At 69.4% G+C, this 20,256-nt stretch carries 17 protein-coding genes; 9 read left to right on the forward strand and 8 right to left on the reverse strand.

Annotation, left to right across the window (positions count from 1 at the left end; genetic code table 11):
• Window positions 1-261 precede the first annotated feature (261 nt).
• The 5 genes from ACXJY8_RS17270 to nudC all read left to right on the forward strand — a co-directional run bounded on the left by ACXJY8_RS17270 (window position 262) and on the right by nudC (window position 3,725).
• Complete coding sequence (locus ACXJY8_RS17270; RefSeq protein ID WP_463771168.1) at window positions 262-867, forward strand: hypothetical protein; 606 nt, start codon at window positions 262-264, stop codon at window positions 865-867.
• 67 nt (window positions 868-934) lie between these two features.
• A complete protein-coding gene (locus ACXJY8_RS17275; RefSeq protein WP_463771172.1) occupies window positions 935-1,573 on the forward strand; it encodes a cytochrome b/b6 domain-containing protein in 639 nt (212 codons plus the stop codon).
• Window positions 1,573-2,349: a molybdopterin-dependent oxidoreductase gene (locus tag ACXJY8_RS17280; protein WP_463771176.1), complete on the forward strand. Its 777-nt coding sequence runs from the start codon at window positions 1,573-1,575 to the stop codon at window positions 2,347-2,349. The genes ACXJY8_RS17275 and ACXJY8_RS17280 overlap by 1 nt, the downstream gene beginning before the upstream one ends.
• Window positions 2,350-2,398: 49 nt before the next feature.
• Complete coding sequence (locus ACXJY8_RS17285; protein ID WP_463771181.1) at window positions 2,399-2,815, forward strand: HIT domain-containing protein; 417 nt, start codon at window positions 2,399-2,401, stop codon at window positions 2,813-2,815.
• 4 nt (window positions 2,816-2,819) lie between these two features.
• A complete protein-coding gene (nudC, locus tag ACXJY8_RS17290) occupies window positions 2,820-3,725 on the forward strand; it encodes an NAD(+) diphosphatase (protein WP_463771185.1) in 906 nt (301 codons plus the stop codon).
• 52 nt (window positions 3,726-3,777) lie between these two features.
• Here nudC and ACXJY8_RS17295 read toward each other — a convergent pair whose 3' ends face one another.
• On the reverse strand, window positions 3,778-4,734 hold the full coding sequence (locus tag ACXJY8_RS17295) for a D-2-hydroxyacid dehydrogenase family protein (RefSeq protein ID WP_463771189.1): 957 nt from the start codon (window positions 4,732-4,734) through the stop codon (window positions 3,778-3,780).
• 204 nt (window positions 4,735-4,938) lie between these two features.
• On the opposite strand from ACXJY8_RS17295, the gene ACXJY8_RS17300 reads away from it, so the two are divergent.
• The 3 genes from ACXJY8_RS17300 to ACXJY8_RS17310 all read left to right on the forward strand — a co-directional run bounded on the left by ACXJY8_RS17300 (window position 4,939) and on the right by ACXJY8_RS17310 (window position 9,860).
• Window positions 4,939-8,253 (forward strand): error-prone DNA polymerase, encoded by a 3,315-nt coding sequence (locus ACXJY8_RS17300; protein WP_463771191.1) that lies wholly within the window; start codon window positions 4,939-4,941, stop codon window positions 8,251-8,253.
• Window positions 8,254-8,385: 132 nt separating this feature from the next.
• Window positions 8,386-9,375 carry a sensor histidine kinase gene (locus ACXJY8_RS17305; RefSeq protein ID WP_463780733.1) on the forward strand — a complete coding sequence of 330 codons (990 nt, stop codon included), beginning with the start codon at window positions 8,386-8,388 and terminating at the stop codon, window positions 9,373-9,375.
• A 29-nt stretch (window positions 9,376-9,404) separates the two neighbouring features.
• Window positions 9,405-9,860 (forward strand): hypothetical protein, encoded by a 456-nt coding sequence (locus ACXJY8_RS17310; protein ID WP_463771196.1) that lies wholly within the window; start codon window positions 9,405-9,407, stop codon window positions 9,858-9,860.
• Window positions 9,861-9,915: 55 nt separating this feature from the next.
• On the opposite strand, the gene fae is transcribed toward ACXJY8_RS17310, so the two are convergent.
• Window positions 9,916-10,455: a formaldehyde-activating enzyme gene (gene fae / locus ACXJY8_RS17315; protein WP_463771200.1), complete on the reverse strand. Its 540-nt coding sequence runs from the start codon at window positions 10,453-10,455 to the stop codon at window positions 9,916-9,918.
• A gap of 221 nt (window positions 10,456-10,676) precedes the next feature.
• Between fae and ACXJY8_RS17320 the strand changes: the two genes are divergently transcribed.
• Window positions 10,677-10,892 (forward strand): hypothetical protein, encoded by a 216-nt coding sequence (locus ACXJY8_RS17320; RefSeq protein ID WP_463771204.1) that lies wholly within the window; start codon window positions 10,677-10,679, stop codon window positions 10,890-10,892.
• Window positions 10,893-10,940: 48 nt separating this feature from the next.
• On the opposite strand, the gene ACXJY8_RS17325 is transcribed toward ACXJY8_RS17320, so the two are convergent.
• From ACXJY8_RS17325 to ACXJY8_RS17350, 6 genes are all read right to left on the reverse strand, one after another.
• Window positions 10,941-11,387: a hypothetical protein gene (locus ACXJY8_RS17325; protein WP_463771208.1), complete on the reverse strand. Its 447-nt coding sequence runs from the start codon at window positions 11,385-11,387 to the stop codon at window positions 10,941-10,943.
• 150 nt (window positions 11,388-11,537) lie between these two features.
• Window positions 11,538-15,290, reverse strand: a complete 3,753-nt coding sequence (gene metH, locus ACXJY8_RS17330) for a methionine synthase (RefSeq protein WP_463771211.1) — start codon at window positions 15,288-15,290, stop codon at window positions 11,538-11,540.
• A gap of 138 nt (window positions 15,291-15,428) precedes the next feature.
• A complete protein-coding gene (metF, locus tag ACXJY8_RS17335) occupies window positions 15,429-16,346 on the reverse strand; it encodes a methylenetetrahydrofolate reductase [NAD(P)H] (protein ID WP_463771214.1) in 918 nt (305 codons plus the stop codon).
• An 84-nt stretch (window positions 16,347-16,430) separates the two neighbouring features.
• The gene (locus ACXJY8_RS17340; protein WP_463771217.1) at window positions 16,431-17,450 is read right to left on the reverse strand and encodes an ArsR/SmtB family transcription factor; all 1,020 of its coding nucleotides are present in this window, start codon (window positions 17,448-17,450) and stop codon (window positions 16,431-16,433) included.
• A 77-nt stretch (window positions 17,451-17,527) separates the two neighbouring features.
• Complete coding sequence (locus ACXJY8_RS17345) at window positions 17,528-18,427, reverse strand: ROK family protein (protein ID WP_463780735.1); 900 nt, start codon at window positions 18,425-18,427, stop codon at window positions 17,528-17,530.
• 24 nt (window positions 18,428-18,451) lie between these two features.
• Window positions 18,452-19,855, reverse strand: coding sequence for a dicarboxylate/amino acid:cation symporter (locus ACXJY8_RS17350; RefSeq protein WP_463771219.1), 1,404 nt, complete (start codon window positions 19,853-19,855; stop codon window positions 18,452-18,454).
• Window positions 19,856-20,256: the final 401 nt, after the last annotated feature.

Consider the following 20,256-nt stretch of genomic DNA (forward strand, 5'->3'; position numbering starts at 1 on the left):
CAGCGTTCTGTTCACCGGCGCCGATCGGCCGCCGGGAACGCCTGCATGACGTCGCCGCCCTTCGTACCTGCCCTCTCCGGCGTCCGCGGGGCGAGCCGGAGGCCTGCGATGGCGTGGCCGACCGGATGATCGCGAGCGGAAACGGCGGCGTCCCGCCAACGTAACCCGGGCGCCATCCCGGTCGAACCACCCGCGGCAAGCCGGACGTACCGCGTCCGCTCACGATCCGGTCCCGCTCGAGATCCAACAAGGAGGAACGCCATGATCATGATGAAGACGCTGCTCACCGGCCTGACCGTCGGCCTCGCCCTCGCCGCCGCACCGGCGCGCGCCGCAGACGTGGTGCGCTACCGCGGCACCATCGAGTCCGTCGACGGCTCGACCGTGACGATCAAGCCCCGCATGGGCGAGACCAAGACCGTGACCTTCGGAGACGACACCAAGATCCTGGCCGCCAGCACCGGCAAGCTCTCCGACATCAAGTCCGAGAGCTACATCGGCACCGCCGCGATTCCGCAGCCCGACGGCACCCAGAAGGCCCTGCAGGTGACGGTGTTCGCCTCCTCCCTGCGCGGTACCGCCGACGGCCATTATCCGTGGGACCTCGGCTCCAACTCCACCATGACCAACGGCGCCATCGGCAGCCTGTCCGGCACTGAGGGCCGTACCATGCTGGTCAAGTACCAGGGCGGCGAGAAGAAGGTCATGGTGCCGGAGGACGTGCCGGTGACGCTCGTCGATCCGGGCGAAAAGAGCATCGTGGTGCCGGGCGCCAAGGTCGTGGCCTTCACCAAGGCGGGCGCCGACGGCAAGCTCAACGCCGCCGTACTGATCGTCGGCCGCAACGGCACCGTTCCGTCGATGTGATCCCTCCCCGGCCCTGTCCGCCGCGGCGGACGGGCCGGGTTTCCCGTCCCGAGAAGCCGAGGTCCAGTTGACGATCGTCCCCGCCCCCCACTCGCGGCTCGTGGTGGTCCATCCCCTCGTGGTGCGGATCACCCACTGGATCAACGCGGTCGCGGTGTTCTGCATGCTGTTCAGCGGCTGGGCGATCTACAACGCCTCGCCGCTCTTCCCCTTCGTCTTCCCGAAATGGGCGACCCTCGGCGGCTGGCTCGGCGGCGCGCTCGCCTGGCACTTCGCTGCCATGTGGCTCTTCGCTCTCAACGGCCTCGCCTATCTCGTCTACGGTCTCCTCGCCCGCCACTTCGCCGCCGCCTTCCTGCCCCTGAGCCCGGGGGCGATCTGGCGCGACGCCCGCGCCGCCCTGGCGCTGCGTCTCAGCCACCGGGTCGGCCGCTACAACGCCGTCCAGCGCCTCGCCTACGTGGTCGCCATCGTCCTCGGTCTCCTCCTCGTCGCCTCGGGCTGCGCCCTGTGGAAGCCGGTCCAATGGCAGGTCCTGGCAAACCTGTTCGGCGGCTACGAATGGGCGCGGCGGGTCCATTTCGGCGCCATGGCGGGCTTGGGGGGCTTCATCCTCATCCACCTCGCCCTCGTCTTCGTCGTCCCGAGCACACTGCCGGCGATGATCACCGGCCGCGCCCGGATCACCGAGGAGACCGCCCGCTGATGCCCCGCGATCCCGCCGCCGCCCGCCTCAAGGCCCTGCGCCACGACCTCGCCCCCGACCTCGCCCGTCTGGAACGCCGGATGGTGCTGCGCGGCGGCCTCTCGCTGGGAGCCCTGACCCTGCTTTCGGGCTGCGACCTCTCCACGGGCAGCAACGGCACCCTGGCCGACCGGGTGCTCTGGGCGATGTCGCGGGCCAACGACCAGGTCCAGCAATGGCTGTTCGATCCCAAGACCCTGGCGCCGACCTACCCGGCCTCGATGATCGACAGTCCCTTCCGCTTCAACGCCTTCTATCCGCCGGACAACATCCCGGAGATCGACGAGGCGACCTGGAAGCTGGAGGTTTCCGGCCTCGTCGCCGACAAGTCGCCCTGGACCCTGGCGAAGCTGCGGGCCCTGCCGCAGGAGAGCCAGATCACCCGCCACATCTGCATCGAGGGCTGGAGCCAGATCGGGCAGTGGAGCGGCGTGCCGCTGCGGACCTTCCTGGAGCGGACCGGCGCGGACCTCACCGCGAAATATGTCGGGTTCAAATGCGCCGACCGCTATTACGGCAGCCTCGACATGCCGAGCGCCCTGCACCCGCAGACGATCCTGGCACTCGACTTCGCCGGCCAGCCCCTCGCGCCCGAGTACGGCTACCCCCTGCGGGTCCGGGTGCCGACGAAGCTCGGCTTCAAGAGCCCCAAGCACATCGCGGCGGTCTTCGTGACCAACGATTATCCGGGCGGCTACTGGGAGGATCAGGGCTACAACTGGTTCAGCGGGATCTGAGGGACGCGCCCCTCGCATCGGCCACGGTTCCGCTCTACATCGCGTCGCGATGAGCACAGACTTCACCCTCGACCCACAGCTGGTCGCCGACACCGTGCATGTGGGCGACCTCGCCCTGTGCAGCGTCCTCCTCATGGACGATGCCCGCTTCCCCTGGCTGATCCTCGTGCCGCGCCGGGCCGGCGCCAGCGAGATCACCGACCTGTCGCCGGAGGATGCGCGCGGCCTGATGGACGAGATGCGGATCGCGACGGGCGTGATGCTGGCGCTGGCCAAGCCCGACAAGGTCAACGTCGCCGCACTCGGCAACGTCGTGGCCCAGCTCCACGTCCACGTGATCGGGCGCTTCCACTCCGATCCCGCCTGGCCGAAGCCGGTCTGGGGCATCGGCACGGCCACCCCCTACCCCCACCATGCCCGCGCCCAGATGATCGAGCGCATCGGCGCCCTGTTCGCGGCGGCCTGAGGCGATGACCGATTCCCTGGATCAGCTCGGCTACGTCCAGAGCCGCCTCGTGCGCCATTCCGCCGAGAGCGCCGCCCCGATCCCCGACCTCGACGCGCCCGGCGCGCGCATCGTCATCCTGGCCGGCGACCGCGTCGTGCTCGTAGGCGATACGGCGCTCCTGCTGCCGGACACGGCCGTCCAGACGGGTACGCGTAGCCTGACGCTCTATCTCGGCCGCCTCGACGGCGAGCCGGTCTTCGCCGCCGCCGTCCCGGCGGAGATGGCCGAGACCCTCGACGCCGATCCGGGTTTCCGGACCAACGACCTGCGCAGCCTCGCCGGCGAGGGCCGGATCGCGCCCCACGAACTCGGACTCCTCGCCACGGCGAAATCCCTGCTCGGCTGGCACGCGCGCAACGGCTTCTGTGCCCAGTGCGGGGCGCCGACGGTCGTCGCGGCCGGCGGCTACCGGCGCGAATGCACGGCCTGCGGGACGCACCACTTCCCCCGCACCGACCCCGTGGTGATCATGCTGATCACCCGGGGCGACGCCTGCTTGCTCGGCCGCTCGCCGCGCTTCAACCAGGGCATGTATTCCTGCCTCGCCGGCTTCCTGGAGCCCGGCGAGACCGTCGAGGCCGCCGTGCGGCGCGAGACCTTCGAGGAGGTCGGCCTGACCATCGGCACGGTGCGCTACCACGCCTCGCAGCCCTGGCCGTTCCCGTCCTCGCTGATGATCGGCTGCGTGGCTGAAAGCCTCGACGAGGCCATCACCCTCGATCCGGAAGAGCTCGCCGACGCGCGCTGGTTCTCGCGGGATGCCGTCGCGGCGATGCTGGAAGGTCGCCATCCCGACGGGCTGACCACGCCGCCGCCGCTCGCGATCGCGAACCTGCTGATGCGGGCCTTCGTCGAGGGACGGGCCTGAGGACCGCCCGGCCTATCCTCAGGCCGGGGAAGGTTTCAGCCCGGCGATGGTTTCAGCCGAGCACGCGGATCGGTGCTCCGTCGAGGTAGGCACGGATGTCCTCCACGATCTCCGGAAAATAGGTGCGGTAGTTCCGCTCCGTGACGTAGCCGAGATGCGGCGTCGCCAGCACGTTGGGCAGGGTGCGCCAGGGTGAATCCGGCAGCAGCGGCTCGGTCTCGAAGACGTCGAGGCCGGCACCGGCGATCCGGTTCTCGCCGAGGGCCGCCAGCAGCGCGGCCTCGTCCACGATCGCGGCGCGGGAGGTGTTGATCAGGAACGCGTCGGGGCGCATCCGGCGCAGCGCCGCGTCGTCGACGAGGCCGCGGGTGCGCTCGCCGAGGACGAGGTGGATCGAGACGACATTGCTGGTCTCCAGCAACGCCTCAAGCGAGGGCGCCAGGGTGACGCCCTCGGCCGCGGCCCGTTCGGCCGTGAGGTTCCGGCTCCAGGCACTGACCTCCATACCGAAGGCTAGCCCGATCCGGGCGACGCGGGCACCGGTCTTGCCGAGGCCTAGCAACCCGAGGCGGCGGCCCGCGAGATCGCTGCCGACGCTGGACTGCCAGGGGCCGCCCGTCCGCAGGGCCTGCACCTCGGGCACGAGGTGGCGGGCCAGCCCCAGGATCAGCGCCCAGGTCAGCTCCACCGGCGGCTCGGGGTGGCTCGCGGTGCCGCAGACCGTGACGCCGTGCGCCTTCGCGGCGGCGAGGTCGATCGACAGGTTGCGCATCCCGCTGGTGAGGAGGAGCCGCAGCTTCGGCAGGCGCGCGAAGAGCTCGGCCGGGAACGGCGTGCGCTCGCGCATCATCACTACGATCTCGCAATCCCCGATCGCGTCGACGAGCGCGTCCTGCGTCGCGAAGGTGGTGCGCAGGTCCCGCAGGGTGAGGCGGTCCGCCAAACCCGACCAGTCGGCCAGGGTCGGGCCGACGCCCTGGTAATCGTCGAGGATCGCGCAGGTGAGCATGAGACATCCTGTCTGGGGAGGACTGGGCTAGCGCACGCCGAACAGCTTGGCCAGCCGCCCTCGGGACTTTGACTCCTCGACACGAAACCGGCACCCCGGGATCCGAAACGATCACGATTCGTTCTCAGCCAAGATTTGTTCTTAGCGAAGATTCGTTCCCAGCCACGAGTCGGGTGCAGCGGAGCCGGAAAGGAGATGACGTCGATGTCCGGGCCGCTCGCCTATGCCGAGCTCGCCGTCACCACGAACTTCTCCTTTCTGCGCGGGGCCTCGCATCCCGGCGAGATGGTGGGGCAGGCCGCCGAACTGGGGCTGCACGCCATCGGCATCGCCGACCGCAACACCCTGGCGGGCGTGGTGCGGGGCCATGCCGAGGCGAAGCGGCGGGCCGCCGCCGGCGAGCCCGGCATCCGCTTCCTGCCCGGCGTGCGCCTCGTCACGCAGGAGGGCTTCGAGGCCATGGCCTACCCGATGGACCGGGCCGCCTATGGCCGCCTGTGCCGGCTCCTCACCCTCGGCAACCGCCGCTCCGAGAAGGGCCAGTGCCGGTTCGACTTTCCGGAACTCCTGGACGCCAGTGAAGGCCAGATGCTCATCGCGGTTCCGCCGGAGCGGCTCGGCGACGACGACCCCTTCCTCGGCCATGTCCGCCAACTCGCCGCCGAGGCCCCCGGCCGGGTCACCCTGGCGGGAAGCCACCACCGGCGCGGCGACGAGCGACGCCGCCTCGGGCGCCTCGCCGAACTGGGGCTGCGCCTCGGTGCGCCGTTGGTGGCGGTGTCGGATGCGCTCTACCACCACCCGGATCGGCGCCCCCTGCAGGACATCGTCGCCTGCATCCGCGAGGGCTGCACGCTGAATGCGGCGGGCTACCGCCTGGAGGCCAATGCCGAGCGCCACCTGCGGCCAGCGGAAGAGATGGCGCGCCTGTTCGCCGACCATCCCGAGGCCGTCGCCCGCACGATCGAGATCGCGCAGGCCTGCGACTTTTCCCTCGACGAGCTCAAGTACGAGTATCCCGACGAGCCGGTCCCGCCCGGCTTCGGTGCGCAGGATTACCTGGCCTACCGGGTCATGGAGCGCGCGGGCTGGCGCTACCCCGATGGCATTCCCGAACAAATCGTGAACACGATCCAGGACGAACTGCGCCTCATCGCGAAGATGGACTATGCGCGCTACTTCCTGACCCTGTTCGACATCGTCGAGTTCGCGCGCAAGCGGGGCATCCTATGCCAGGGGCGCGGCTCGGCGGCCAATTCCGTGGTCTGCTACTGCCTCGGCATCACGGCGGTCGACCCCACCGAGATCCGGCTGCTCTTCGCCCGCTTCATCTCGGAGAACCGGGCCGAGCCCCCCGACATCGACGTGGATTTCGAGCACGAGCGCCGCGAGGAGGTGATCCAATACCTCTACGACCGCTACGGCCGCGACCGCGCCGCGATCTGCGCCACGGTGATCCACTATCGCCCGCGCAGCGCCATCCGGGAGGTCGGCAAGGTTCTGGGCCTGCCCCCCGACATCACCGGGGTGATGGCCGACACGGTCTGGGGCTCTTGGGGCAAGGACCTACCCGACGCGCATATCGCCCAGGCCGGCCTCGACCCGGACAACCCGTCGATCCGGCAGGCGCTGGAACTCGCCCACGCGCTGATCGGCTTCCCGCGCCACCTGTCGCAGCATGTGGGCGGCTTCGTGCTGACCCGCGGGCGCCTCGACGAGACCGTGCCGGTGGGCAACGCCGCCATGGCGGACCGGACCTTCATCGAGTGGGACAAGGACGACATCGACGTGCTCGGCCTGATGAAGGTCGACGTGCTGGCGCTCGGCATGCTGAGCTGCCTACGCCGGGGCGTGGACTTTTTGGCGCGCGATTATGGCCACGACTACCCGACTTTGGCCGACCTGCCGCGCGAGGACGAAGCCACCTATGCGATGCTGGCAAAGGCCGATTCCGTCGGGGTGTTCCAGGTCGAGAGCCGGGCGCAGATGTCGATGCTGCCGCGCTTGAAGCCGCGGGAATTCTACGACCTCGTGGTGCAGGTGGCGATCGTGCGGCCGGGGCCGATCCAGGGCGACATGGTCCACCCCTACCTGCGCCGGCGCCAGGGGCTGGAGCCCGTGGTCTACCCCTCCCCCCATCCCGATCACGGGCCGAAAGACGAGCTCGAGAGCGTGCTCGCGCGGACCTACGGCGTGCCCCTGTTCCAGGAGCACGCGATGCAGATCGCCATCACCGCCGCCGGGTTCGCACCGCACGAGGCCGACGGCCTGCGCCGGGCCATGGCTACCTTCCGGCACAACGGTCAGATCGTGAATTTCCGCACCAAGTTCGTCGAGGGCATGGTCGGGCGCGGCTATCCGCGCGACTTCACCGAGCGCTGCTTCAAGCAGATCGAGGGCTTCTCCACCTACGGCTTCCCCGAGAGCCACGCGGCGAGCTTCGCCCTGCTGGTCTACGCCTCGGCCTGGATGAAGTGCCGGCACCCCGACGTCTTCCTCGCGGCGATCCTGAACTCCCAGCCGATGGGCTTCTACCAGCCGGCGCAGCTCGTGCGCGACGCCCGCGCCCACGGGGTCGAGGTGCGCGGCGTCGACGTCAATGCCAGCGATTGGGACTGCACCCTCGAACCGGCCCTGGAACCACCACCGCCCGGCGTCCCGCGGCGCTTCGCCGTGCGCCTCGGCCTGCGCCAGGTGAGCGGGGTGCCGCAGGCTGCCATGCACCGTCTCGTCGCTTTGCGGGGCAACGGCTATGCCAGCATCGAGGGCCTGCAGGCGGCCCTCGCCCTGCCGCGCAACGCCCTGGAGCGGCTGGCCGAGGCGGATGCGTTCCGCTCCCTCGACCTCGACCGGCGGGCCGCCCTCTGGGCGGTGCGGACCCTGGAGGGCACCTCGGCCCGCAAGGCCGCCCTGCGGGCCGCCGGCGACCGGCGGGCCCATCTCCTCGACACGCCGATGCCGCTCTTCGCCTTCCACGCCGATGACGGGCTGTTCCGGGCCGAGCCCGCCGTGGCCCTGCCGACCATGGCGGCTTCCGAGCACGTGGCGGAGGACTACGCCGCCACCGGTCTCTCCCTGAAGGGCCACCCGGTGGCGTTCTTCCGGACCCGGCTCGCCCGCATCGGCGCGATTCCCGCGCGCGACCATCATGACGGCACCCGGGTCGCGAACAACGCCCGGGTCACCGTGGCGGGCCTCGTGCTCACCCGGCAGCGACCGGGCACGGCGCGCGGCACCGTGTTCCTGACCCTGGAAGACGAGACCGGCATCGCCAACGTCATCGTCTGGCGCGACGTGTTCGAGGCCAACCGCGCGACCGCCATGGGCGCCCGCTTCCTCGCGGTGCGGGGCCGGGTGCAGCGCCAGGGTCTCGTCGTGCACCTGCTAGCCGAGCAGTTCCGCGACCTCTCGGCGGCCCTGCGCGACCTGCGGGCCGGGGGCCTGCGGCTGCCGCCCGAGACCACCGATTTCGGCGTCCCGGAGGATCGGCGGATTTACCGCAGCCGCGACTTCCATTGAGGCCGAATCGCGGCAGCTTGCCTGGCGGGCTGGTGACTGGTGCCGACCCGGATTAGACCTTGGGCTTGCTTCACCGAGACCACGACACTGCCCCGATCATCGATACGCGCCCCTGTTTGGAAAGGCTGGCAGATCGTCCATGCGACGGAGCGCCTGCGCACGCATCCCTGGCTGGGCGACGGCGCGGCGCTGATCGCGTCGGCGCTGGCCCTCGGCCTGCGCTTCGCCCTCGACGAGGTGCTGCCGCCGGGCTTTCCCTACCTGACGTTCTTCCCGGCCGTGATCCTCACGACCTTCTTCTTCGGCCTGCGGCCGGGCATCACCTGCGCGGGGCTCAGCGGCCTCGCCGCCTGGTACTTCTTCATCCCACCGGCCGGCACCTTCATCATCGACGGACCGACCGCGCTCGCCCTTGCCTTCTACGTCTTCATCGTGGCGGTCGACATCGCGCTGATCCACGTCATGCACCGGGCGGGCGAGCGGCTGCGCGCCGAGCGGCAGGTCTCGGCGGGGCTCTACGAACAGCAGCGCACCATGTTCCAGGAGCTGCAGCACCGGGTCGCCAACAACATGCAGTTCGTGGCCGCCCTGCTGACCCTGCAGAAGCGCAAGGTCGGCAACGATCCGAAGGCGGCGCTCGCCGCCCTCGACGAGGCGCGGGTGCGGCTCGAGACGATCTCGCGCATCCACCGCCGCCTCTACGATCCGAGCAGCATCGAGCGCCCGGTCGGACAGTACCTCAGCGAACTCTGCACCGATCTCCTCGACGCCACGGGGGCGCACAACATCGTATGTCTCGTCGACACGCCACCGGTGCGCTTCGACCTGACCCAGCTCACGACCCTGTCGCTCCTCATGGTCGAAGTGGTGACCAACGCCCTGAAGCACGCCTTTCCGGGCGGGCGGCGGGGCACCATCACGATCCGGATCGAACGGCTCGACACGGAGCGCCTGCAGCTCACGATCGCGGATGACGGTCGCGGCATGCCCGCGGATTTCGACCCCGACACCACCCGCAGTCTAGGCTTTCGCATCGCGCAGGGTCTCGCGGGTCAGCTCGGCGGCCAGCTCGACTACATCAACGCGGGCGGCACGGTGGTCCGCCTCGCCTTCAAGCCCTGAGGCGCCTCCCCTCTCCCGGACAACCCGACATGCGACTGCGCGACGCCCTCCTCCCGCTTCTCCTCGGCGCGAGCCTGATCGGCCCCAGCCTCGCGCGGGCCGACACGTGCGATGCCCTCGCCGCGCAGATCGCCGGCGCGATGGGCGGCAAGGTCGGCCGGCGCACCGGTCCCAGCATCGATCTGCGGGTCTCCGGCGGCCTGAAACTCGACCTCACCTGCCGGGCCGAGCCCATCGTGCAGGCGGCCTCCTCGGACCCGACGCCCTCGGCGGCCTATTTCGCCGACCTTGCCCTGGCGGCCGAGATCGTGGTGGGCGAAAGCGCGAGCGCCGTGCAGGGCGCCATCGCCACAGCCTACGCCACCGCCCTGAAGGACAGGCGCAAATCCTTCATCCAGCAGAACGGCTGGTCGGCGAGCTGCTACACCGATGCCGGCGGCTCGATCCGCACGCTGTGCTCGGTGGGGCGGATCCCGTCAGGTTAGCCGTCGCCGGACGCGCGGCTCGACTGGATCCGCGCGCCGTCGCGTCTCGAACGGATCAGTATTCGATCACGTCTTCCAGGGCGTAGTGCTTCACCGTCTTCCGATTGGCGATGAGCTCGTCGATCGTCGGCTCGCCCTTCATGGCGCGGGCGATCGCGAGCTTCGTCGCCTCGTAATTCGTCCGGTAGAGATCCTTGCGGTCGACGTTCGGGTCAGATCCACAGCGCTCGTCCAGCCAGATCATGATGATCATGCAGAGCTCGTCGAGCCCGTCCTTGGGTAGGACGCCCTCGATCACGCAGTCGATGATGGCGTCCCCCGTGGCGGCCTGGACGACACCGCCGAGCAATTCGGCATACTCGGCCGTATGGATCGTGACCTTCGTGGTCATCATCGTGGCCGGGCGCACGAGCTGGTTGAGGTCGCGCACCACGAACATCCGGGTGTGGCCCTGGACCTGGCCCATCATGCCCGCGAAGGCTTGGCCCACCGGGCCGCGGGTCGAGCCGATCAACACCTCCGGCATCGCGTCGGTGTACTGCCCTTCCGCCGCGAGCACGGTCGCCTCGCCGGTACGGAACCAGATCTCGGACATGGGGTCTTCCTCCACTGAATGTTTTTCCGCGCCCGGTGGGCCGGGATGGGTCGGGGCGCACAAACACCAGGGGGTGGCACGACGTCAATCGCAGGCCGCATCCCCCCGACCCCTGGCCTCGTGCCACCGGATCGGTCATGCAAGACGGATCATGCAAGGCCAATCAGGCAAGCTCGCGGGCGATCGGGAGCGACGGCAACGCGGGAGAGGTGCGAAAGCCCATGGGCGGAGAACGGGACTGGAGCATCGCGGTGGCAGCGGCACCCGACGGAGTCCGGATCGAGATCGGGCTACCCGGGCTGGAGGGGACACCGGTCACGGCGATCCTGGCCCTCGACCGGGAGGAGGCCCGCACCCTGGCGCGGGCGCTGCTGGCGGCCTCCGGCGACGCGATGGAGCGCACCTTCCCACGCGCCTCCGGCCCGGACGAGCGCTGAGCCAGAGGCTCCGACCGCACGCCCGAAACACATCTCCGCGGAGGGAGCCTAGAGACCGACGCGGTTGCTGCGGCCCGGCAGGGTCTGCACCTTGGTGTCGCGGGGCTCCACCGGCGCAGCACAGGTATAGGTGAACTCGGTCTGCAGGTCGGTGAACACGGTCTCGCCGCGGACCCGGCAATCCTCGCGCCCCGTCTCGTTCAGGTAGGTGCGCGCCGCCTCGCGGAAGCGCTTGACCCGGGTCAGGGCTGGATCGCCGCCGGCGAACGCATCGTCGATGCCGCAGCCCGTAGTCTCCCGCAGGGCGTTGGAGACGATCAGCATCTTGCGCACCCGGCGCTGGTCGTAGACCTCGTAGGGGTCCTTGCAGCCGATGGTCACCACCTGGGGCGTCAGGCTGACATAGGTCTTCGAGATGTAGGCGAAGCCCGTGCAGCCCGAGGCGACGAGCCCGAGCGCGACGGTGGCGACGAGGGAGCCAGTGAGCCGGTACACGTTTCGGGCGCCCTTCGCTGGTCTCGGGCCATGGTTGGGCCGGATCGGCATTGAAGCGCAGGCGCGCCCACGGTCAAGCCTCGCCCGGCCACACTCCAGCGGTTTCGAAGCCCGCCGCCTCCCCGTGAGGGAGACGGCGGCGCCGGGGCCCTACTCGGCGGCGGCCGCGAGGTAGCGGGCCGGATCGTAGTTCAGGATCGGGCCGAGCCAGCGCTCGACCTCCCGCAGGTCCATGCCCTTGCGGATCGCGTAGTCCTCGACCTGATCGCGCTCCACCTTGGCGACGCCGAAGTAATGCGCCTCCGGGTGGGCGATGTAGAGGCCCGAGACCGAGGAGCCCGGCCACATGGCGTAGGACTCGGTGAGCTTCACGCCGATGCGCGACTCCGCCTTGAGCAGGTCGAACAGCGTGACCTTCTCGGTATGGTCGGGCTGCGAGGGGTAGCCGGGCGCGGGACGGATGCCGGCATATTCCTCGCGCACCAGGTCTTCCGGCGCGAAGGTCTCGTCGGCGGCGTAACCCCAGAACTCGCGGCGGACCCGCTCGTGCATGCGCTCGGCCAGGGCCTCGGCGATGCGGTCGGCCAGCGCCTTGACCAGGATCGAGCGGTAATCGTCGTTGGCCCGCTCGAAGCGCTCGGCGATGCGCACCTCCTCCAGGCCCGCCGTGACGACGAAGCCGCCGACATAATCGGCGATGCCGGTCTCGGCCGGCGCGACGAAGTCGGACAGGCAGGTATTGGCGCGCCCGTCACGCTTCGTCAGCTGCTGGCGCAGGCCGAAGAAGCTCGCGAGTTTTTCCGATCGGCTCTCGCCGGTGAACAGCGTGATGTCGTCGCCGACCGAGTTCGCCGGCCAGAAGCCGATGATCGCCTTCGGGTTGAACCAGCGCTCGTCGACGATCTGCTTCAACATCTCCTGCGCGTCGTCGAACAGCGCCTTGGCGGCCGGGCCCTGGTTGGGGTCCTCGAAGATCGCCGGGTAGCGGCCCTTGAACTCGTAGGTCTGCAGGAACGGCGTCCAGTCGATGTAGGGCACCAGATCTGCGACCTCGTAGGAGCTGTAGACCCGCACGCCGGTGAAGCTCGGCTTCTTCGGCTGGTAGCCCGACCAGTCGATCCGGAACGGATTGGCGCGGGCCTTCGCCAGCGGCAGACGCTGCTTGTCGAGCTCCGAGCGGGCATGGGCGTCCGAGACCTTGCGGTACTCGGCGCGGATGTTGGCGATCGTCGAATCCCGCGTCTCCTTCGAGAGCAGGCTGGAGACCACGCCGACCGCCCGGCTCGCATCGGTGACGTAGACGGTCTGGCCCCGATTGTAGGAGGGGTGGATCTTCACCGCCGTGTGGACGCGGCTCGTGGTGGCGCCGCCGATGAGGAGCGGCACGTCGAAGCCCTCGCGCTCCATCTCGGCCGCGACGTGCACCATCTCGTCCAGCGACGGGGTGATGAGCCCGGACAGGCCGACGATGTCGACGTTCTCGCGCTTGGCGACGTCGAGGATCTTGGCCGCCGGCACCATCACGCCGAGATCGATGATCTCATAGTTGTTGCAGGCGAGCACGACGCCGACGATGTTCTTTCCGATGTCGTGGACGTCGCCCTTCACGGTCGCCATCAGGATCTTGCCGGCGGCCTGGCGCTTGCCGTCGCCGCCATTGGCGAGCTTCTCCGCCTCCATGAAGGGTTCGAGATAGGCCACCGCCTGCTTCATCACGCGGGCCGACTTCACCACCTGCGGCAGGAACATCTTGCCGGAGCCGAACAGGTCGCCGACCACGTTCATGCCGGCCATGAGCGGCCCCTCGATGACGTGGAGCGGGCGCTCGGACTTCAGGCGCGCCTCCTCGGTGTCGGCCACCACGAACTCGGTGATGCCGTTGACCAGTGCATGCTCCAGCCGCTTCTCGACCGGCGCCTCGCGCCAGGACAGGTCGGCCGTCTTGGCCTGGACGCCGCCGCCGGACTTGAAGCGCTCGGCCGCCTCCAGCAGGCGGTCGGTGGAATCGTCGCGCCGGTTGAGGACGACGTCCTCGCAGAGCTCGCGGAGTTCGGGCGGCAGTTCGTCGTAGATCGCGAGCTGGCCCGCATTCACGATGCCCATGTCCATGCCGACCTGGATCGCGTGGTAGAGGAACACCGCGTGCATCGCCTCGCGCACGGGCTCGTTGCCCCGGAAGGCGAAGGACAGGTTCGAGATGCCGCCCGAGATGTGGGCGTGCGGCAGGGTCTCGCGGATGGTCTTCGTCGCCTCGATAAAGGCGACGCCGTAGCCGTTATGCTCCTCGATGCCGGTGGCGACCGCGAACACGTTGGGATCGAAGATGATGTCTTCCGGCGGGAATCCCACCTCCTCGGTCAGGACCTTGTAGGCCTTGGTGCAGATCTCGACCTTGCGCTCGAGCGTGTCGGCCTGGCCCTGCTCGTCGAAGGCCATCACTACGATCGCCGCGCCGTAGGAGCGGCACACCCGCGCGTCGGCGATGAACTTCTCGATGCCCTCCTTCATGGAGATCGAGTTCACGATCGCCTTGCCCTGGACGCACTTCAGCCCGGCCTCGATGACGTGGAACTTCGAGGAATCGATCATCACCGGCACGCGGGCGATGTCGGGCTCGGCGGCCACGAGGTTGAGGAACTCCACCATCGCCTTCTCGGAATCGAGCAGGCCCTCGTCCATGTTGACGTCGATGATGCTGGCACCCGCCGCGACCTGGTCGCGGGCGACGTCGAGGGCGGCGGCGTAGTCGCCGGCGGTGATCAGCTTCCTAAACTTGGCCGAGCCGGTGACGTTGGTGCGCTCGCCCACGTTCACGAAGGGGATCTCCTTCGTCAGGGTGAAGGGCTCCAGGCCCGACAGGCGCATCAGCCGGGGCACCTCGGGAATCGCGCGGGGCTTGCACCCTTCGACGGCCTGCGCGATGGCGCGGATGTGGTCCGGCGTGGTGCCGCAGCAGCCGCCGACCATGTTGACGAGGCCGGCGGTGGCGAACTCGCCCACCAGCTTGCCCATCGCTTCCGGGCTCTCGTCGTAGAGGCCGAACTCGTTGGGGAGACCCGCATTCGGGTAGGCGCAGACCAGGGTGTCGGCGATCCGCGACAGCTCCGAGATGTGCCCGCGCATTTCCTTGGCGCCGAGCGCGCAGTTCAGCCCGATGGTGAGCGGGTTGGCGTGGCGCAGGGCGTTCCAGAACGCCTCGGGAGTCTGGCCCGAGAGGGTGCGGCCGGAGAGGTCGGTGATCGTGCCCGAGATCATGATCGGCAGGACCATACCCCGCTCCTCGAACACCGCCCAGGCCGCCGCCACGGCCGCCTTGGCGTTGAGGGTGTCGAAGATGGTCTCGATCAGGATGAGCTCGGCGCCGCCATCCATCAGGCCGCGGACCTGCTCGACATAGGCCTGCTTGACCTGGTCGAAGGTCACGGCCCGGTAGCCGGGATTGTTGACGTCCGGCGAGATCGACAGGGTGCGGTTCGTCGGGCCGATGGCGCCGGCCACGAAGCGGCGGCGGCCGTCCTGCTCTTCGGCGAGCCGGGCGGCCTCGCGGGCGAGACGCGCGCCCTCGGCGTTCAATTCGTGGATAATCGATTCCATGCCGTAATCGGCCTGGGCGATCGTGGTGCCCGAGAAGGTGTTGGTCTCGCAGACGTCGGCACCGGCCAGGAAGTAGTCGAGGTGGATCTGCCGGATCGCGTCGGGCTGGGTCAGGATCAGGAGGTCGTTGTTGCCCTTCTGGTCGTGGCCGTGATCCAGGAACCGCGATCCGCGAAAATCCTCCTCGCCGTAGCCGAGGCGCTGGATCACGGTCCCCATCGCCCCGTCGAGAACGAGGATTTTCTCGCCCGCGCGCTGGCGCAGGGCGGCTTCGATCTCTTTTCCGTCGACGGGGCGCAGGTCGGTCATGGGTTTCTCACGCGTCATTCCGGGGCCGCGGAGCGGCGCCCGGAATCCAGAACCGCGACGGGTCCGGAGAGTGAAGTTCGACAGGGTCGGCGTGTCGGATCCCGGGCCCGCTTGTCGGCGCCCCGGGACGACGTGGGGTCAGGCCGCCTTGGCGGCAACCTTCGGGGCCTGAGCCCGCAGGCCGAGCACGTGGCAGATGGCGTAGACGAGGTCGGAGCGGTTCATCGAATAGAAGTGGAAGTCGTTGACGCCGTGATCGACGAGGTCGAGCACCTGCTCGGCCGCCACCGCCGCCGCCACGAGGCGACGGGTCTCGACGTCGTTGTCCAGGCCTTCGAACCGGGCCGCGAGCCAGTACGGCACGGAGGCGCCCGTGCGGCGGGCGAAGTTCGCCGCCTGCTTGAAGTTCTGCACCGGCAGAATGCCGGGAATGATCGGGATGTCGATGCCCGCGGCCCGCACCTTGTCGACGTAGCGCAGGTAGATGTCGTTCTCGAAGAAGAACTGCGTGATCGCCTGGTCGGCGCCCGCGTCGACCTTGGCCTTCAGCGCGTCGATGTCGGCATCGAGGGAGGGCGCCTCGGGGTGCTTCTCCGGATAGGCCGAGACCGAGACCTTGAAGTCGCCGATGCGCTTGATGCCGGCGACGAGATCGGAGGTCTGGGCGTAGCCGCCCGGATGCGGCCGGTAGGCGGTGCCGATGCCGTCCTGCGGGTCGCCGCGCAGGGCCACGATGTGGCGCACGCCGGCATCCCAGTAGGATTGCACGACGGCGTCGATCTCCTCGCGGGTGGCGTCGACGCAGGTGAGATGGGCGGCCGGCTGGAGGCTCGTCTCCTTGACCATCCGGGCGACGGTGTTGTGGGTGCGCTCGCGGGTGGAACCGCCGGCACCGTAGGTCACCGAGACGAACTTCGGTTGCAGCGGCGCGAGGCGCTCGATCGAGGACCAGAGGATCTTCTCCATCTCCTCGGTCTTCGGAGGGAAGAACTCGATGGAGACCCGGATCGGACGGTAGCTGTCGCGGCTGGCGCGATGGTGGGAGGCGGATGGCATCGGGTCGTCCTCTATGTCGATCGGTTCAGACGGTCGTCGATCAGGGTTCGAAGGCAGGATTCTGGTGGAAGCGGACAGTCGCCCTCAGGCGACAGCCCGCTCCGGGATCGGGTCGGACGCGGCCATCTCGGCCGCATCGGTGGCGAGCCAGAGCGTCACGGTCAACTGGTCCTCGACCTCGCCCGTGGGGGCGAGGTCCCGGGTGGTGACGGTGGGCAGCCCCGCATCGTTGAGCCAGCCCGTCACCTGTTCGGGCGCGAAGCCGAGGCGGCGATGGGCCTGGGCCTCGCGCAGGAATTCGAGGTCGTGGGGGGCGAAATCCACCACCAGCAGGCGCCCGCCGGGGGCGACGAGGCGGGCGGCCTCGCGCAGGGCCCGGGCCGGATCGTCGAGGTAGTGCAGCACCTGATGGACCACGACGAGGTCGAACCCGCCGCGCCCGAAGGGTGGCGCGTGGATGTCGCCCTGGCGCAGGTCGACCCGGGACAGGCCCAGGCGCTCCAGGTTCGCCCGTGCCACGGAGAGCATGGCGTGGTTCGAATCGAGCCCGACCGCGCGGACGGCGCGTCCGGCCAGCAATCCGAGCATGCGTCCGGTGCCGGTGCCGAGATCGACCAGGTTCTGGATCGGCCGGCTGCCGAGCACGTCGAGCACCGCGGCCTCGACGGTGGCCTCCGGCACGTGCAGCGAGCGCAGGCGGTCCCATTTGGGCGCGAGGCGGGCGAAGAAGGCCTGGGCGGCCTCGGCCCTCTGGGTGCGCACGGCCTCCAGGCGGGCGAAATCCTCGGAGAGCGGCGCCCGGGTGGCATCGAGCCCGGCCACGAGCGGCTCGACCAGGGCGGCGCGATCCTCCACCAGGCGGAAGAAGGCCCAGGCACCCTCGCGGTGCCGCTCCACCAGCCCGGCCTCCACCAGCAGCTTGAGATGGCGCGAGATGCGCGGCTGCGACTGACCCAGGATGTCGGTGAGGTCGGAGACCGAGAGTTCGCCGGCGGCCAGCAGCGCCAGGATGCGTAGGCGCGTCTCCTCCGCCGCCGCCCGCAGGATGGCGAGGGCGTCGGCAAACGGCAGGGCCGTGGCTGGAGAGGATCCCGCGTTAGACATAAAGATATCTTTATGTGAAAACGAGAGCTCTGACAAGCGTCTCCGACATCAGTCGCGGTCGCGAGGACACGGGCGCCTCACGGCGCGTTCCAGAGCCAGGCGGCCCCGCGGACGCCGGAGGCATCGCCGTACCGGCTCGGGCGGATGGGCGTATCGAACGCGTCGGAAAACACGTGCGGCGCCACCCGCGACGGCAGTCCGCTGAGGATCTCGGGCACGCGCGAGAGACCGCCGCCGATGACGATGACATCGGGGTCGATCAGGTTGATCACCTGGGCCATCCCGCGTCCGAGGCGGTCGAGGTAGCGGTCGAGGGTCGCCTCCGCCTCCGCGTCGCCGGCCCGCAGGGACGCGATAACGGCCTCGCCGCTGCCCGTCGCACCGGCGCGGCGGGCGTGGTCGGCGGCGAGCGCCGGGCCGGAGACCCAGCTTTCGAGGCAGCCGTGCCGGCCGCAATAGCAGGCCGGTCCGGGGCGCTCGTCGTCGCGGGGGGATGGCAGCGGGTTGTGGCCCCACTCACCGGCGATGCGGTCGCGCCCCGAGAGGGCGCGGCCCTGCAGCGCGATGCCGGAGCCGACGCCGGTGCCGAGGATGATCGCCCAGACGACGGATGCGCCCGCCCCGGCCCCGTCGACGGCCTCCGAGACCGCGAGGCAGTTGGCGTCGTTTTCCAGGCGCACCGGACGGGCCAGGGCGCGTTCGAGATCCTGGCCGAACGGCCGGCCGTTCAGCCAGACCGAGTTGGCGTTCTTGATGAGGCCGGTGCGCGGCGAGATCGCCCCCGGCATGCCGATACCGACCGTCCCGGTGGCACCGGCCCGCGTCTCCAGGTCCCGCACGAGGTCCGCGATGGCCGCGAGGGTCGCCGCATAATCGTCACGCGGCGTGGCGACCCGGTGCTCGGCCCGGGTCGCGCCATCGGATGTGAGGGCGATCCCGGCGATCTTGGTGCCGCCGAGATCGATGCCGATGCGCAGGGGTCCGGACAGGTCCGGGTTCCGTCAGCGCGCCGCGGCCGGGACCGGGCCCGCCGGGCTCGCGGCGCTGCCGGAATCCATTTCCGGGGCGTGGTCGGAAATGTCGGTGCCGATCGAGACCGGGTGCGCCATGACCTGGCGCAGCTTCTCGGTGTCGAGTTCGCCTTCCCAGCGGCTGACCACCACCGTGGCGACGCCGTTGCCGATGAGGTTGGTGATGGCGCGGCACTCCGACATGAACTTGTCGACGCCGAGGATCAGGGTCATGGCCGCCACCGGCACCGGGTTGTTCGGAATGGCGCTGAGCGTCGCCGCCAGGGTGATGAAGCCCGCGCCGGTCACGCCGGAGGCGCCCTTGGAGGTCAGCATCGCCACAAGGATGATGGTGGCATACTGGCCGAAGGACAGGTCGGCGCCCACCGCCTGGGCCAGGAAGAGCGACGCCAGGGTCATGTAGATGTTGGTGCCGTCGAGGTTGAACGAGTAGCCCGTCGGGATCACCAGGCCGACCACGGAATCCGAGGCGCCGAGGCGGCGCATCTTCGTCATCATGTGCGGCAGCACCGTCTCGGAGGACGAGGTGCCCAGCACGATGAGGAGTTCGTCCTTGATGTAGGCCAGGAACTTGAAGATCGAGAAGCCGGCCACCCGGGCGATGCCGCCGAGGATGAGGACCACGAACAGGAAGGCCGTGACGTAGAAGGTGCCCACGAGCCAGGCGAGGTCGATGACCTTGCCGATGCCGTACTGGCCGATGGTGAAGGCCATGGCGCCGAAGGCGCCGATAGGGGCGAGCTTCACCACGAGGCCGATGATGCGGAAGAAGATCTGCCCGGCCGTGTCGATGGCGTGGGTGATGGCCTCGCCGCGCTGGCCCATGCCGGTGACGACGACGCCGGTCAGGATCGAGATCAGCAGCACCTGCAGCAGGTCGCCGGTGGCGAAGGCGTCGAAGAAGCTCTTCGGGATCAGGGCCATGATGTGGCCGGTCACCGAATCGTCGGCGGCCATCTTGGCGTATTTCTCGACCGCCTTGGCGTCGAGCTTCGTCACGTCGGCGTTGAAGCCGGCGCCCGGCTTGACGACCTCGCCGACGAGGACGCCGATGAGCAGCGCGATGGTGGAGACCACCTCGAAGTAGACCAATGCCTTCAGGCCGACGCGGCCGACCTTCTTCAGGTCGCCGATCGAGGCGATGCCGTGCACGATGGTACAGAAGATGATCGGTGCGATCATCATCTTGATCAGGGCGATGAAGGCGTCGCCGAGCCACTTGACCGACTTGCCCCATTCGGGATGGAGCCAGCCGAGAAGCACGCCCAGCACGATCGCGATCAGCACCTGGATATAGAGCACCTTGTACCAGGGCTCCTTGGACGGACGTGGGATCGCGGCTGGTGCCGCTCCATAGGTCGTCGCCTGGGCCATGATCCCTCCCGATGCGCTCTGCGCAACCCACTGATTGTTAATCCCGACGCTAGCCAGTTTATTCGCGCCGCTCAATCGCAGGCGGTGGGCTGCGATGACAAACGGCGGGCGCTTACATGCTCTTCGCGGGGAAAAGGGTCCGCGCGGCCACGGGCGGGCCGGCGCAGGAGGGTGCACGCAGGCGTGGCACCCGGACTCTCGAGACCCCGACGGCTTTCCATCCCGGGCCGGCGACGGCGGGAAGTCCGGCGCGCCGCGCAGTTCCGGATCCGGGCCTTCGGCCGCGCGGCCCCTCGATCCTCCGATCCGGCGCGCGGGTTTCCCGCACGAGGCGCCAGATAAGCGACCGCCCGCTCCTTTCGGAGCGGGCGGTCAGCAGGTCGGCTCGGACCTCGCGGGCC

The sequence above is a fragment of the Methylobacterium sp. TK31 genome, from assembly GCF_055361545.1.

What these genes read in the sequence shown, in the direction of transcription:
- ACXJY8_RS17270 (WP_463771168.1), top strand. Translation starts at nt 262, where the DNA reads ATGATCATGATGAAGACGCTGCTCACCGGCCTGACCGTCGGCCTCGCC.
- ACXJY8_RS17280 (WP_463771176.1), top strand. Translation starts at nt 1,573, where the DNA reads ATGCCCCGCGATCCCGCCGCCGCCCGCCTCAAGGCCCTGCGCCACGAC.
- ACXJY8_RS17285 (WP_463771181.1), top strand. Translation starts at nt 2,399, where the DNA reads ATGAGCACAGACTTCACCCTCGACCCACAGCTGGTCGCCGACACCGTG.
- nudC (WP_463771185.1), top strand. Translation starts at nt 2,820, where the DNA reads ATGACCGATTCCCTGGATCAGCTCGGCTACGTCCAGAGCCGCCTCGTG.
- ACXJY8_RS17295 (WP_463771189.1), bottom strand. Translation starts at nt 4,734, where the DNA reads ATGCTCACCTGCGCGATCCTCGACGATTACCAGGGCGTCGGCCCGACC.
- ACXJY8_RS17300 (WP_463771191.1), top strand. Translation starts at nt 4,939, where the DNA reads ATGTCCGGGCCGCTCGCCTATGCCGAGCTCGCCGTCACCACGAACTTC.
- ACXJY8_RS17310 (WP_463771196.1), top strand. Translation starts at nt 9,405, where the DNA reads ATGCGACTGCGCGACGCCCTCCTCCCGCTTCTCCTCGGCGCGAGCCTG.
- fae (WP_463771200.1), bottom strand. Translation starts at nt 10,455, where the DNA reads ATGTCCGAGATCTGGTTCCGTACCGGCGAGGCGACCGTGCTCGCGGCG.
- ACXJY8_RS17320 (WP_463771204.1), top strand. Translation starts at nt 10,677, where the DNA reads ATGGGCGGAGAACGGGACTGGAGCATCGCGGTGGCAGCGGCACCCGAC.
- metH (WP_463771211.1), bottom strand. Translation starts at nt 15,290, where the DNA reads ATGACCGACCTGCGCCCCGTCGACGGAAAAGAGATCGAAGCCGCCCTG.
- metF (WP_463771214.1), bottom strand. Translation starts at nt 16,346, where the DNA reads ATGCCATCCGCCTCCCACCATCGCGCCAGCCGCGACAGCTACCGTCCG.
- ACXJY8_RS17340 (WP_463771217.1), bottom strand. Translation starts at nt 17,450, where the DNA reads ATGTCTAACGCGGGATCCTCTCCAGCCACGGCCCTGCCGTTTGCCGAC.
- ACXJY8_RS17350 (WP_463771219.1), bottom strand. Translation starts at nt 19,855, where the DNA reads ATGGCCCAGGCGACGACCTATGGAGCGGCACCAGCCGCGATCCCACGT.